Genomic DNA, 14,262 nt, shown 5'->3' with positions numbered 1-14,262 from the left:
AAAGTCTGTGTGTCTGGGGTTCGCAGTGGCTGCGCCCGAGGTGCGGTCTGCGCTGAGCTGGCTGCGTTCAGCGGTCGACGACCGCGGCCTCGGTGGTGCCGAGGATGGTCGCAAGCGTGCGCTGAGCGATCGGGAAGGGAGCGTCGACGCTGCAGCCGAACATGTCCTGTTCGACGATCGCGAAGATGTTCGGGTCGAGGGCCGCGACGGCTTCGATGATCGGGTCGAGGGGCGGAATCCCCTGATCGGGTTCGACCATGATCCCGTCCGCCACCGCGTCACCGAACGGGGTGTCGGATTTGAGGACGTCGAAGATCTTCACCGGGTCGACCTGCTTGAGGTGGAGGTAGCCGATCCGGGACGGGTGGTCCTGGATGAGCTTGAGGTTGTCCCCGCCGTAGTAGGAGAAGTGTCCGGTGTCGAGGCAGAGGTTCGTGAAGCGCTCATCGGTGAGTTCGAGGAACCGTTCGACCTCCGAATGCGTCCCCACATGGGAGTCGGCGTGGGAGTGGAACTGCTGGTGCAGGCCGAACTCCTCAAACAGTGCCTTGCCGAGGGCGTCGTGGCCGGCGGCCATGCGCGTCCACTGATCGGAATCGAGCGTGCGGGACTCGAGAGCCTCACCGGTCGTGTCCGAACGCCACAGGTCGGGGATGACGACGATGTGCTCACCGCCGAGCTCTGCGGTCAGAGACGCGACTGCCTCGGCCTGCTTCCATGCTCGGTCGAACTGGTCATCGGTCTTGTGGAAGCCGGTGAAGACCGTTCCGCCGGAGAGTTTGAGGCCGCGGCTGCCGAGCTCTTCCCGCAGCTGGTTCGCCTCCGTGGGCAGGTAGCCGTACGGGCCGAGTTCGATCCAGGTGTATCCGGCTTCGACCACCTCGTCGAGGAAGCGCTGCCAGGGAACCTGGCCGGGGTGGTCGGGCAGCCACACACCCCAGGAGTCGGGTGCGGTGCCGATGCGAAGTGACTGCGTTGTCATGAGCGGAATCCTCAGAGTTGTTCGGGTGTTGCGTTGTTCGTCTGTCAGGGGCGTCTGCGGTGGCCGGTCGGACCCGGCAGGTGGGCCGTCTCCAGTCGGTCCTGACCGTTCAGAGCAGCGGGCGTTGGGTGCTGCGTTCCTCTTCGTAGGCGGTGCGGGCATCCTGGGTCTCGGCCATCGTCGAGGCGGCGGCGACGGGCACGTCCCACCAGCCCTCGCCGTCGGGGGCGTAGACCAAGGGATCGGAATTGATGTGGATGAGCGTCGAGGTCTCGGCGGCGCGGGCCGCTTCGACCGCCTCGGCGAGGTGGGTGCTCGCCGAAGGCCCGGGTTCGATCTCGACGACATCGATGCCGTAGGACCGGGCGTTCGCGGCGAGGTCGACCGGCAGGATCTCGTCGGTGCGGAACTCGGGCGAATCGCCGTCGTACTTCCGGTACCAGGTGCCGAATCGCGGTGCCCCGACGGTTTCGGACAGGTGCCCGATCGAGGCGTAGCCGTGGTTCTGGACGAGGACGACGATGAGCTTGAGGCCCTCGGCGACCGCGGTGACGAGCTCCGTGTGGAGCATGAGGTAGGACCCGTCGCCGACCATGACGACGACGTCACGGTCATCGCCGGCGGCGTCGATGGCCCGCCGAACCCCGAGCCCGCCGGCGATCTCGTAGCCCATGCAGGAGAACGCGTATTCGACGTGGTAGCCCAGCGCATCACGGGTCCGCCAGAGTTTCTGCAGGTCACCGGGCAGTGATCCGGCGGCCTGGACGACGACGTCGCGGGCACCGGTGGCACGGTTGACGGCACCGATGATTTCGGGCTGGCCCGGCAGCTCGGCGTCGGTGGCCGCGGTGGAGGCGTCCACCTCGGCGGTCCAATTCTGCTTTTCGGTCTCGACCTTCCGGGTGTGGTCGGCGTCGACCCGGAACCCGCCGAGGCGCTCTCCCAGGTCCAGCAGGCCGGCGCGGGCATCGGCGATGATCGGGTACCGGCTGCCGTGCTTGTACGCGTCGAAGCCGGCGACGTTGAGGTTGACGAAGATCGCCTCGGGGTGGGCGAATGCCGTGCGGCTCGAGGTCGTGAAATCGCTGTAGCGGGTGCCCACACCGATGATCACGTCCGCCGAGGCGGCGATGCGGTTGGCCGCGGATGATCCCGTGGCACCGACCCCGCCGAGGTTGAGCGGATGATCGTGATCGAGCACCCCGCCGCCGGCCTGGGTGGTGGCCACGGGAATCCCGGTCGCCTCGGCGAAGGACTTCAGCTCCTCCTCGGCGTCGGAGTAGAGGACTCCGCCGCCGGCGATGATGAGCGGTGCCTTCGCGGTCCTGATCGCGCGGACAGCACGGTCGAGAGGGCCGGGTTCGGGCAGCGGGCGGCGGATGTGCCAATCGCGTTCGGTGAGGAATTCGTCCGGGACGTCGATGGTCTCGGTCTGCACGTCCTCGGGCAAGGCGATCGTCACGGCCCCGGTCTCGGCGGGGTCTGTGAGCACGCGCATCGCAGCCAGGGCGATCGAGAAGAGCTGTTCGGGACGGTCGACCCGGTCGAAGAAGCGCGAGAGCGGCCGGAACGCGTCCGTGACCTGCAGCGACGTGTCGTGCGGGTGCTCGAGCTGCTGGAGGACGGGATCGGACACGCGGGTGGCGAAGGTGTCCGAGGGCAGGAGGAGGACCGGCATGCGGTTGGCCGTGGCCAGGGCCGCACCGGTGAGCATGTTCGCGGCACCGGGCCCCACCGAGGCGGCCGCGGCGAAAGTCGACCGGCGGCGATTCATCCGGGCGAAGCCGACGGCCTGGTGGACCATGGCCTGTTCGTTCCGACCCTGGTGGTAGGGCATAGCGGCGGGGTCCTCGTGTCCGAGCTGACGCAGGGCCTGGCCGATGCCCGCGACGTTGCCGTGGCCGAAGATGCCGAACGTGCCGGCGATGGCCCGCTGTCGGATGTCGCCGTCGACGGTGTACTGGCGGGACAGGAACGTGATGAGCGCCTGGGCGACCGTCATCGTGGTCATGTCACTTCTCCTTCGAAGTCTCGGATGCGGTATAGGGCAGGCGGGAGTCGAACTCGAGGTTCTCCCATTCCTCGCGCACCCACCCGTGGGCGGGATCATCGCTGATCAGCCAGACGCGTTCCTCGTCGGGCCCGGCCATGACGTTGAGGTAGTAGTTGTCGTAGCCCGGCGCGGCGGCCAGGGGGCCGTGGTAGCCGAAGGGGACGAGCGCGATGTCGCCGGTGCGCACCGTCGCCGAGGTGGTGATCTCTCCCGCAGCCGACGAATACGTCGAGAACAGGGAGAACGGATCGGCCGCCTCGGGGACCTGGGATCCGCGGGAGACCGCGGTCTCGAAGTAGTAGATCTCTTCGAGGCGGGACTCGGAGCCGGGAATCGCCTCGTCGTGCTTGTGCGGGGGATAGGACGACCAGTTGCCGCCGGGGGTGATGACCTCGCAGGCGATGATCTTCACGCAGTCGAGCCCGGCCGGGGTCGCGAAGTTGTGGACCTGACGGCTCGAGATCCCCGAACCGCGCAGTTCGACGGGGACCTCGGCGGCGGGCAGGAACTGGACAGGGCGGGATTCGGTGGTGGGCGCCTCGGCGACGGCGATCCGCCCGGCCGGGGAGCTCACGGTGGCGCTCGTCCCGGTGGGCAGGTAGAGGCAATCGGCAGGGCCGTGGAAGACCGAGGCCCGGCCCGTCAGGTTCTGTGTTCCGGTGCTGCCGTCGGACAGGGTGAAGGCGACGGTGAAGGACTCGCCGGCAAGCGGGACGAGGACCCGTTCGACCGGTGCGGCCGACAGGTCAATGCTGGTGGGCCGGGTGTCACTCGCCGAGGCGGTCGTGGCCGTGGATGGGCCCGTAGACGTGGCGAGTGCCGAGGCATCGCCCAAGGTCACGGACCTGAATCCGGTGTGGGCCCAGCCGTCGATCTGGGCGTCGACGACGGAGTCGAAACCAACGCGAGCGAGGCTTCCTGCGGGGTGGAACCATTCGTTGACCATGGCTCAGATCCTCTCCTTTCCGTGGACGAGTCCGGCGGCGCGGTCGACGGCCGAGACGACGTCGCCGTCGGCGGGGTAGATGATGGAGCGGCCGATGACGAGTCCGCGCACACCGGGCAGCGCGAGCGCTTTCTCCCAGCTGCGGAACGTCGCCTCGGGATCGTCCGAGCGCTCGCCGCCGAGGAGGAGCGTGGGCAGCGTGGTCGCGGCCATGACGCGTTCCATATCGTCGACGACGGGGATCTTCAGCCACGTGTGGGTCGAGGTTGCGCCGAGTCCCTGGGCGATGCCGATGGAGTTGATGACCGCCTCGGGGGTCAGCAGGTTGCGCACCTTGCCGTCGACCCACTCGTTCATGAAGGGTTCGAGCATGACGGGGATCTTCGCCTCGGCGCAGGCATCGACGGCGCGGGCGTTCGCCTCGAGCGCCGAGGGGGTCGCCGGGTCATCGAGGTTGATCCGCAGCAGCGTCTTGGCCAGGTCGATGCCGTCGCGGGCCATCTGCTCCACGGAGTGGCCGGTGAAGCGGTCGTCGATTTCGAAGGATGACCCGGCCAGGCCGCCGCGGTTCATCGAACCGACGGCGAGTTTGCCCTCGAGATGGCCGAGGAAGGCGAGATCGTCGAGGATCTCCGCAGTGGCGAGCACCCCATCGACGCCGGGGCGGGACAGGGCTGTGGCCAGGCGTGTGACGAGGTCGGCGCGGTCGGCCATGGCGAGGGCATCGTCGCCGACCTTCATCGCGCCGCGGGCCGGGTGGTCGGCGGCGACGATGAACAGGCGGGAATCATCCCCGGCGATCGAGCGGCGCGAGCGGTTGTTCCAGGCGCGGGTGATGGCACCGGGGTCGGTGAAGCGGGCCTGGCGGAGTTCGGCGAAGGCCTCGGGGGCGATGACCGGTGAGGTTGGGGTCGGGTTCGCCGAGGTGGTGAGCTCGGCCTGCGTCGTCGCGGCGTCTGGCTGCGTGGTGGCGTCGGTGCTCACTGGCGGACTCCGTTCGTGCCGGCCGCGACAGCGGGGGAGACGGGAGCGTGACCGATGACGGAGGTGATCTCCTCGGTGGTCGGCATCGCGGTCGAGCATTCGCGTCGAGTGGCGACGATGGCGCCGGCGACGTTCGCGAACTTGAGGAGGTACTCGAGGTCCCAGCCGGCGAGCAGTCCGCGGCACAGGGCTCCACCGAATCCGTCTCCGGCGCCGAGGCCGTTGACGACGTCGACCGGATAGGGCGGGATCTCGACGCGTTCGTCGGCGGTCTTCGCGAGCACGCCCTTGGGTCCCTGCTTGACGATGGCGAGTTCGACTCCGCGGTCGAGCAGAGCATCGGCGGCGCGCTCGGGTTCGGTCTCACCGACGGCGATCTCGCACTCCTCCTTATTGCCCACGGCCACGGTGACGTGCTCGAGTGCACGGGCCACCTCGGTGTGGGCGATCTCCGGGGATTCCCAGAACATCGGGCGGTAGTCGAGGTCGAGGATGGTGTGCTCGGCACGTCCGCGCGCGGCGAAGGCGGCGTGATGGGTGCCGCGGCTGGGTTCGACGCTCAGCCCGGTGACGGTGGCCCAGAAGATCTTCGCCGAGGCGATCTGCTCCCGGTCGAGGTCAGCCTCGGTGAGGTCGAGGTCCGGGGCCTTCGGGTCACGGTAGAAGTAGAGCGGGAAATCATCGGGCGGGAAGATCTCGCAGAAGGTCACGGAGGTGTTGAAATTCTGGTTCGTGGCCACCCAGCGGTTGTCGACGCCGAGGCGGGCGACCTCATTGTGCAGGTACCGACCGAAGGGATCGTCCCCGGTGGCGGTGATGACGGCCGAGTCGACCCCGTGCTTGGCGGCGGCGACCGCGACGTTCGTTGCCGAACCGCCGAGGTACTTCCCGAAGGTCTCAACCTCCTCGAGACCGACCGAGTCCTGGAGCGGGTAGATGTCGACGCCGATGCGCCCGATGGTGATGAGGTCGAACGGTTCGGTGCGAGGAGCCGGAGTCGGCGAGGAGGTCATTGTGAGCCATCCTTCTCTACGGCGGCGATGCCGTGACGAATATTTGTTAGGACAAAGTATTTGTCATGACAATAGCACCGTTCGAGTGCTCCGTCACCCCCTGTTCCGAAAAATCTCGGGAGGTGACGATGTCGATGACAAGGGTCGCGGTGGCGTCGTCGATCGCAGTGCGGATCGGCACCCGCGAGGAGCGCGAACGGGCGCGGGCATCCGCGATCGGGACGTGAAGAGACGCGCTCAGCGTGAGATGAGTGTGGTCTCGAAGGAGTAGAGATCGGGGCGGTAGCAGTGATCGCCCCATTCGACGATGTCGCCGGAATGGTCGAGTGCCGTGCGATTCATCGTCAGCAGCGGGGACCCGGGATCGATGTTGAGCAGCTCGGCTTCGGAGTCCTCTGCGGCCTTCGCGCCGATGCGCTGCTGCGCGATCGAGAAGACGACTCCGCGTGAGCGCAGGGTCGCGTAGAGTCCAGTGCTCACGAGCTCGTCGGCGGTGATGTCGGTGAAGGGAGCCGGCAGCACATTGTGCAGAAGCGCCAGCGGGGTCGAACCGACCAGTCGCAGGCGTCTCAGGTGGAGGCTGGGGGTGCCTACCGGCACGCCGAGTCGCTCGGCCGTCTCGGCATCGGCGGCTTCGACACGGTGGGACAGAACGACGGTCGAAGGCGGATTGCCGGACTTCTCGAGGTCTTCGTAGAGGCTCGTGAGGTCGACGGGCCGGGCCACCGGTCGCTGGATGACCTGAGTGCCGATACCGCGCCGACGCACAAGCAGGCCCTTATCGACGAGGTCCTGGATGGCTTGGCGCACGGTGGGCCGCGACAGGCCGATGCGTTTGGCCATCGCGACCTCGTTCTCAAGCCGAGTTCCGGCCACGAGAGTCCCGGTCGCGATCGCGGCCTCGAGCTTGCGCGCGATCTGAACGTAGAGAGGCACGGCTCCGGGGGAGCGGTCAAGAGGACCGAAGAACTCCGCAGGGAGTTCGGTCTCGGGTTCGCGTGCCATGGGCTCCTGCCTCGTCGGGGGATCTGTCTCGAGCTTACTCGGGGATGCGCCGCCCGGGGACGGTGACCCGCGCAGGTCAGCGTCCCCGGGCAACGTACGGACTCACACGCCGCGTGCGGCTGTGAGCAGCACCTCGGCGGCGGTCTGCAGTCCTTCGATCCGGCCGAGGGATTCGTCCTCGTGCTCGATGTGCACGGCCATATCGGGATCGACCCTGGCCAAGGCGGCGACGAATCGGTTCCAGAAGTCCTGATCGTGGCCCTTGCCGAGCGCCACGAAGTCCCAGGAGGAGCCGGCGGGCCAGGCGCTGATGGCCGCCCCGCCGCGGATGTTCGTGATCCGGTCCCCGGTGAAGCGGGTGTGGCGGTCGTCGAGGACGCCGTGGATCGATGCCGCCTCGTTGATGCGCACGTCCTTGGCCGCGGCATGGACGACGAGTTCGCCGAGGTGGTCGATCGCGGCGACCGGATCGATGCCCTGCCAGAAGAGATGGGAGGGATCCATCTCCGCGCCGACGTTGGTCGCGCCGATGGTTTCGACGAGGCGTTCGAGCGTGGCCGGGTTGAAGACGAGGTTGTGCGGGTGCATTTCGATGGCGATCTGCACGCCGTTGTCGGCGGCGAGGCGGTCGAGCTCGCGCCAGACCGGGGTCGCGACCTCCCACTGGGCGTCGCGGGTGTCGAGGAGGGACGACTCCCACGGGTTGACGATCCAGGAGGGCTTCGTCGCGGCGGCGTCGGCCCCGGGCAGGCCTGACATCGTCACCACGCGGGTCTGCCCGAGCCGGTTCGCGACCTTGATGGCCCGCTCGATGTCGGACAAGGTCGGGGGACCGATCTCCGGGTCGGGGTGGAGGGGATTGCCATTGGCGTTGAGGCCTGCCAACTCGACCCCCGCCTCGGCGAAGGTCCCGAGGTAGTCGTCTCGGGCATCGTCGGAGGTGAGGATGTCGTCGATCGTGGGCATGTGGATGGGCGGGAGGAATCCGCCGACGTTGATCTCGGCCGCGTCGAGTCCGAGATCCTTGATCACGGCGAGTGCTTCGGGCAGCGGGCGGTCGTGGAGGATAGCCGTGTAGACGCCGTACTTCATGCTGCGACCTCCTTCGCAGATCCGTTGTCAGTGGCCGAAGCGATGACGGCGTCGCGGACCTCGAGGGCGTGGAGGCCCTCGGAGAACTGGGCGCAGCGCGGCAGCGATTCGGCCTCGGGGCGGCCGGCGACTTCGTCGAGGAAAGCGCGGGCCTGGAAGGTGAAGCCGTCGTTCTGTCCGACTCCGACGCCGGGGGCGGCCATCGCGAGACCGTCGGCGATATAGGGGTGTTCAGGGCCGAGCTGGATCGTCGTCAGCCCGGTGGCGGCGTGGCCGTCGATGCTCTGGTTGAGCACGATCTGGCCGGGGAAGCGGAAGTCGAAGCTGGCCGAGCCATTGGCGCAGAAGACTTCGACGCCGAGGCTGTTGGGATGGCCTGCAGCGATGCGGGAGACCTGGAGGATGCCGGATCCCGTGGGGAATTCGACGCCGAAGCCGGCGTAGTCGTCGTTGCCGACGGGCTCGAATTCGTCGCTGACTTCGACGTGGTCGTGACCGACGACGTGGCCCAGCGGCAGCGGGCGTTCAGTGATTGCGGTGTGGAAGCGGCCGCCGGAGACGGAGCTGATGGGGCCGGCGAGGAATTCGACGGTGTCGGTGAGGTGGCTGCCGACATCGGCGAGTGCTCCGCTGCCGAGCTCGCCCTTGTAGCGCCAGCTCATCGGCGCGGTGGGGGAGCAGGCGTAGTCGGTCCAGTACCAGGCGTTGACGTGGTGAACCTCTCCGAGGGTGCCGTCTTGGATGAAGTCGCGAATGGCGGCCAGCCCGGGAGCGCGGCGGTAGGTGAAGCCGAGGCGGGCGATCGAGTCGGACTTCTCGGCGGCGGCGACCATGGCGCGGGCGTCGTCGACGGTGTCGGTCAGCGGCTTCTCGCACAGGACGTGCTTGCCGGCCGCGAGCAGGGCCTCGACGATTTCCTTGTGCAGTGAATTGGCGACGACGACGCTGACGATGTCGATGTCAGGGGCGTCGACGATGTCCTGCCAATCCGTGTCGTGGCGGGAGAAGCCGTACCGGGCGGCGGTTGCGGCGGCGAGGTCGCCGGCGAGGTCGCAGATGGAGACGAGTTCGAGATCCGGCAGTTCGCCGGAGCCGACGGTGGGGGCGGCGCGCCAGGCCGAGGCGTGGGCTCGACCGGCCATTCCGGCTCCGATGACGGCGATTCCGAGGCGCTGCGGCATGGTGATTCTCCTTTGAATGCATGAGTGTTCTGCTTGGGGCGTCGGTTTGTGAAGCACCCGAGGCAGGGATCGTTAACGGTTGGTGCGCTGTGAAGCGCTCACCACATTACACTCATATTTGTCATGTCAAAAGAGATTTCAAGAGTGAATTTGTAATGACATGAAAATCGGCTGCCGGAGCGGCATCATCTGGCGGCGAGCACGGCCTCCCGCTGTTCGGGGGAGAGCCGTTTGACTGCCTCGCGGATCGTGACTCCCGACGCCCGGTGGGCGCGCGGAAGGATCCAGTCGAAGACGAGTTCGGGGCGTTTGCGGGAGGTGTCGCGCAGCACCCAGCCGATGGCTTTGCGGATGAGGAACTCCTTCTCCTCGAGCATCTCATCGGCGAAGCGGGAGAACCGCTCGAAGTCACCACGGCCCTGCCGCAGGGGCACGAGATGTGCCAGCAGTGCCGAGCGGCGGATCCAGAAGTCAGCGTCCTCGGCCCAGCGTTCGAGCACCGGGTCGAAGCCCGAATCCTGTTCGCTCAATGGTCCGACGAGATCTCCGGCCAGAGGGTCGACGAGGGCCCAGGTCTTCGCCTCACGCAGAAGGCTTTCGATGACATCGGCATCACCGGCACCGAGGTGGTCCTTCGATTGGATGAGCACCATTGTGGCCGCGGTGCGGCGTTCGTGGATGGGCTCTGCCCCGCCTGCCGGTGCCGCCCACAATTGCTGAGCCAGTTCAATGACCTCGTCATGCCCCAGGCCCTGGCCGCGGATGGCTGCCCGGACGACAGCCCGGGTGTCTGGCACGCTCACCCCGTAATGAGCGAGTTCGCTCTTGAGGTAGGCCTTCTCCTTCTCGGCGCGCTCAGCGTTGCCGCGGTCGCGCAGCTGACGATCGACCACCTCGGCGAGGGCGGCTGCGGTGTGCGAGGAATCGGACGTCATGGCGATCATCATTCCACGCGAGGGTGGGGATGCGCTGCTTGTGCGACGGTGGGCGCGGTCTGCTGTCCGGACGAATGCATCGAAAGGTGCGTCGGCCTGACGCCCGTGCAAACTGCGTCGCCCATGCTGCCGGTGAATAGGGAAACGGCCGGCAGGTGAGCCCCGCGATCTGATCAGATCGGGAAGCGCACCTGCCGGCCGTTCTCTGTTCTCAACCGGAGTCCGCGAGTCTCATGCAGCGCAGTGTCTCCGGAAGTCTTTCACCACCGAGCTCGGGCCTCAGCTCTGTCGGGCCTCAGCCCACTTGCCGTGATACCCGTGATACCGGGTCCGCTCGGTCCGGACCTCAGTCCGTGCCGGCGTCGAAGGCCGAGGACAGGTTGGCGAGGTCGCTGGCCTCATCCACCTCGGCACCGGAGTTCGCGATCTCCTCGGCGCCTCCGGCTTCCAGGGAGCCCACGAGCTCTGAGGTCGGGCCGGAGACGATGCCCATGGCCGCGTACTGCTCAAGGCGGGCACGCGAGTCGGCGATGTCGAGGTTGCGCATGGTCATCTGACCGATGCGGTCCTCGGGGCCGAAGGCGGCGTCGCCGACGCGCTCCATCGACAGCTTCTCCGGGTGGTAGGACAGGTTCGGGCCCTCGGTGTTGACGATCGTGTAGTCGTCGCCGCGGCGCAGGCGCAGGGTGACCTCGCCGGTGATCGCCGAGGCGACCCACCGCTGCATGGACTCGCGCAGCATGAGCGACTGCGGGTCGAGCCAGCGTCCCTCGTACATCCGGCGACCGAGGCGGCGGCCCTCTTCGTGGTAGAGGGCGATGGTGTCCTCGTTGTGGATGGCGTTGAGCAGGCGTTCGTAGGTCACGTGCAGCAGCGCCATGCCTGGGGCCTCGTAGATGCCGCGGGACTTCGCCTCGATGATGCGGTTCTCGATCTGGTCGGACACGCCCAGGCCGTGGCGTCCGCCGATCTCGTTGGCCTTGAAGACCAGGGCAACGGGATCGTCGAATTCTTCGCCGTTGATGGCGACCGGTCGGCCGGCTTCGAAGCGGACCGAGACCTCTTCGGACTTGACCTCGACGTCGTCGCGCCAGGCGGCGACGCCCATGATCGGTTCGACGATGTCGAGTCCTGCATCGAGGAACTCGAGGGTCTTCGCCTCGTGGGTGGCGCCCCAGATGTTCGCATCCGTGGAGTAGGCCTTCTCGGCCGAGTCGCGGTACGGATAGCCGTGCTCGACGAGCCATTCGCTCATCTCCTGGCGGCCGCCGAGCTCCTCGACGAAGTCCGAGTCCAGCCAGGGCTTGTAGATGCGCAGCTTCGGGTTGGCCATGAGGCCGTAGCGGTAGAACCGCTCGATGTCGTTGCCCTTGTAGGTCGAGCCGTCGCCCCAGATGTCGACGCCGTCTTCCTTCATGGCCCGCACGAGCATGGTGCCGGTGACGGCGCGGCCCAGGGGAGTGGTGTTGAAGTAAGTCTTGCCGCCGGAGCGGACGTTGAACGCGCCGCACTGCAGGGCGACGAAGCCCTCCTCGACGAGCAGGCGCTTGGCGTCGACGAAGCGGGCGATCTCGGCGCCGTATTCCTTGGCGCGATCGGTCACTGATTCGAGGTCGGGCTCGTCGTACTGGCCGATGTCGGCCGTGTACGTGCAGGGGATGGCACCCTTGTGGCGCATCCATGCGACTGCGCAGGAGGTGTCCAGTCCGCCGGAGAAGGCGATTCCAACGTGCTCACCGACTGGGAGCGAAGACAGTACTTTCGACATGACACCAGCGTAACGTCACTCCCTCCGTTCTGTCGAATTGTTATTCATGGGTCCGTATTTTTATGTGAATGTGGTGGGTGCAGACAGCCGATCCCTCGCCGAGGCGGTCCTGCCGGTTGCTATCGTGAGACCGTGACGATTCCTCCCGCACCCGCGCTCACGATCCGCCCCGAGAACTCCGGCGATATCAATGCGATTCGCGCGCTGACGACCGCCGCCTTCGATCGGCCGGATGAGGCGGGGACCGTCGACGCCCTCCGCGAGTCCGACAGCGGGATCGAGGGGCTCTCGTTCGTCGGTGTGCTCGACGGTGAGGTCATCGCTCACGCCATGCTCTCTCGCTGCTTCGCCGGCGAAGCTCCAGGAGTCTGCCTTGCCCCGTGCTCGGTTCTGCCGAAGCATCAGCGCACCGGTGCCGGCACCGCAGTCATCGAGGCGCTGCTGGCCGAGGCGACCCGATGCGGCGAGGCCTTCGCCGTTGTCCTCGGGCATCCCGAGTACTATCCGCGCTTCGGGTTCACCCCAGCTTCCGGGTATGGCATCACTCTGCACATCGACGTGCCTGATGAGGCGCTCATGGCGATGCCACTGGCCGGCGAGGCGCCTGCCGGGGCATTGGTCTTCGCCCCCGAATTCGGAGTCTGAAGCTCGCCTGCGGGCAACGCGGCCACCCGCTGCCTGCCCGCCGCATGCGGTGACCCGCGGCTGGCGGCCGGCTACTTTCTCGCCCGGCTCCTGCAGCTGCCCGGCGCAGTCGCGCGAGTATTGGTCACTTTCGGATATTCCGCCCGAAACATAGGTCGCTACCGGATATTTCTCGGCGCCAGAAATGTCCGATAGCGACCTACGATTTCACTGCAAGTCGAGATGCTTGCGGATGTCACGCTCGAGTTGGTGGCGGTTGGTCGATTTCGTCACTCGGATAACTGTCCAACCAGCGGCTCTCAGTGCGTTGACTCGGTCGATGTCGGCTGCCCATTGGTCTTCGGAGATCCGGTGTTGGTCTCCCTCATACTCCAAAGCGAGCCTTTCCTTCGGGTAGCCGAGGTCAGGATGCAGCGTGCGGTCGATCGTCGGGCAGTAGACAGCAGGGTGGACTGCAGGTTCGGGAAGTTTCCGGGAGAGCGCCCATAGGCGGAGGTCGGTCTCCATCGGCGAGTCGACGTCTTCTCGGATGAGTCCAACGGCAGTCTCGAGTTTCGACCTGTCTCTGAGGTGTTTCGTTTCGGAGATGTGCTTGGCCAGCGTTTCCAACGCGAATTGGGGTGGACTCTTCCAGTCGCCGATCGCCGCGTCTCCGATCTTCACCAATGACTCCACCGAACAGACAGACGCCAGTTGGCTGAAGACCTGGAGTGGGCTCAAAACCGGCAATTTCAACCACTCGATTGGTCGCAGCATTCTCATTCGGTGCAGGACTATGCCACTTCTGCGTATGCGCTTATTGGTATCCGAAGTTCCCAGATGCAGAATGTCCGTTCCAAGAGAGTGCGGCAGCGGCCACCCGAACAATCGCGCCGCAGTTTCTCTGCAGGCGACGATTCCCGGATGTTTGAAGGCCATGGCCGTCAGCAGCTTCGCCTCATCGACCCACGCATCATCTGCCCACGTCGGCACTGGAAACTCTTCGGACGCGGAGGAGTCAAAGCGGAGCCCCCAGGAGGCCAGGGGAAAGCCGCGCCCGGACCGGATGTCGTAGTCGGATGCTCCCCGTGCTCGTGCTTCCGAGACCGAGAGCACTGCCGGGTAGCGTGCATAGTTCAGAGGATGCTTCATGCACAGATCGTTCACTCCGACTCGGAATAGGGGAAGACCTGCCCGAGGCGACTGTGGTCGGCAGCTGCAGATCCACAAGCCAAAAGTGCTCGAGTCAACGCGGTATCCACAGCCGAATGTCGGCGAGATGGGCGGCCGTCCGCACAAGCCGCCGATCGTTCTCACGCAGACATTGGATGGTTCAAGGCAGCTGTCCTGCCCAAACCGTAAGCCAGTGAATTGCCTCGGGGGTGCACCCCAATGGCCTCTGGTCGGATTCGCATCAAGCGCAGAGTGGTGGCTCTCGGGTGGTTTCGGACGCGCAAAACATTCTGTGGCGGTCTATCTGCGCGGACCGCAGTAGAGAACTTCGCCGTGACTGCGCGAGTCACGGCGAAGTTCTGCACAGGCAAGAGTGTGTGAGTGGGTACAGCGCAGAGCGCCATCACGGCGACGTGAGTCGTTCTGCGAAGGGAGCCGCTATCGGGTGCAGATTGCAAAGTAGTGGTCGCAAACGGAGATTCGAGCCAAAATCTGGGTCGCTATCG

General features: G+C 66.5%; 12 protein-coding genes. 1 reads left to right on the top strand and 11 read right to left on the bottom strand.

What is annotated here, in order from left to right; translation table 11 throughout:
- Positions 1–67 precede the first annotated feature (67 nt).
- The 10 genes from L1F31_RS16125 to argG all read right to left on the bottom strand — a co-directional run bounded on the left by L1F31_RS16125 (position 68) and on the right by argG (position 11,959).
- Positions 68–982, bottom strand: a complete 915-nt coding sequence (locus tag L1F31_RS16125; RefSeq protein WP_265418248.1) for a sugar phosphate isomerase/epimerase family protein — start codon at positions 980–982, stop codon at positions 68–70.
- 109 nt (positions 983–1,091) lie between these two features.
- Positions 1,092–2,993 carry a 3D-(3,5/4)-trihydroxycyclohexane-1,2-dione acylhydrolase (decyclizing) gene (gene iolD / locus L1F31_RS16120; protein WP_265418247.1) on the bottom strand — a complete coding sequence of 634 codons (1,902 nt, stop codon included), beginning with the start codon at positions 2,991–2,993 and terminating at the stop codon, positions 1,092–1,094.
- Between the two features lies 1 nt (position 2,994).
- Positions 2,995–3,981, bottom strand: coding sequence for a 5-deoxy-glucuronate isomerase (iolB, locus tag L1F31_RS16115; protein WP_265418246.1), 987 nt, complete (start codon positions 3,979–3,981; stop codon positions 2,995–2,997).
- 3 nt (positions 3,982–3,984) lie between these two features.
- The gene (locus L1F31_RS16110; RefSeq protein WP_429860973.1) at positions 3,985–4,875 is read right to left on the bottom strand and encodes a class I fructose-bisphosphate aldolase; all 891 of its coding nucleotides are present in this window, start codon (positions 4,873–4,875) and stop codon (positions 3,985–3,987) included.
- An 86-nt stretch (positions 4,876–4,961) separates the two neighbouring features.
- Complete coding sequence (gene iolC / locus L1F31_RS16105) at positions 4,962–5,978, bottom strand: 5-dehydro-2-deoxygluconokinase (protein ID WP_265418244.1); 1,017 nt, start codon at positions 5,976–5,978, stop codon at positions 4,962–4,964.
- Between the two features lie 237 nt (positions 5,979–6,215).
- Positions 6,216–6,983: a GntR family transcriptional regulator gene (locus L1F31_RS16100; RefSeq protein WP_265418243.1), complete on the bottom strand. Its 768-nt coding sequence runs from the start codon at positions 6,981–6,983 to the stop codon at positions 6,216–6,218.
- A 102-nt stretch (positions 6,984–7,085) separates the two neighbouring features.
- Entirely contained in the window at positions 7,086–8,075 is a 990-nt protein-coding gene (locus tag L1F31_RS16095; protein ID WP_265418242.1) for a sugar phosphate isomerase/epimerase family protein, read from the bottom strand.
- The gene (locus L1F31_RS16090; protein WP_265418241.1) at positions 8,072–9,256 is read right to left on the bottom strand and encodes a Gfo/Idh/MocA family protein; all 1,185 of its coding nucleotides are present in this window, start codon (positions 9,254–9,256) and stop codon (positions 8,072–8,074) included. Before L1F31_RS16090 ends, L1F31_RS16095 begins: the two co-directional genes overlap by 4 nt.
- A 185-nt stretch (positions 9,257–9,441) precedes the next feature.
- The gene (locus L1F31_RS16085) at positions 9,442–10,191 is read right to left on the bottom strand and encodes a DNA alkylation repair protein (RefSeq protein WP_265418240.1); all 750 of its coding nucleotides are present in this window, start codon (positions 10,189–10,191) and stop codon (positions 9,442–9,444) included.
- Positions 10,192–10,537: 346 nt separating this feature from the next.
- Positions 10,538–11,959: an argininosuccinate synthase gene (gene argG, locus L1F31_RS16080; protein ID WP_265418239.1), complete on the bottom strand. Its 1,422-nt coding sequence runs from the start codon at positions 11,957–11,959 to the stop codon at positions 10,538–10,540.
- 132 nt (positions 11,960–12,091) lie between these two features.
- Here argG and L1F31_RS16075 point away from each other — a divergent pair, with 132 nt between their 5' ends.
- Entirely contained in the window at positions 12,092–12,604 is a 513-nt protein-coding gene (locus tag L1F31_RS16075) for a GNAT family N-acetyltransferase (RefSeq protein WP_265418238.1), read from the top strand.
- A 207-nt stretch (positions 12,605–12,811) separates the two neighbouring features.
- Here L1F31_RS16075 and L1F31_RS16070 read toward each other — a convergent pair whose 3' ends face one another.
- Positions 12,812–13,267: a hypothetical protein gene (locus L1F31_RS16070; protein WP_265418237.1), complete on the bottom strand. Its 456-nt coding sequence runs from the start codon at positions 13,265–13,267 to the stop codon at positions 12,812–12,814.
- Between the last annotated feature and the right edge of the window lie 995 nt (positions 13,268–14,262).

Source organism: Brevibacterium spongiae (assembly GCF_026168515.1).
GTDB classification, from domain to species: domain Bacteria; phylum Actinomycetota; class Actinomycetes; order Actinomycetales; family Brevibacteriaceae; genus Brevibacterium; species Brevibacterium spongiae.
This window is presented reverse-complemented; position numbering and strand designations above follow the sequence as displayed.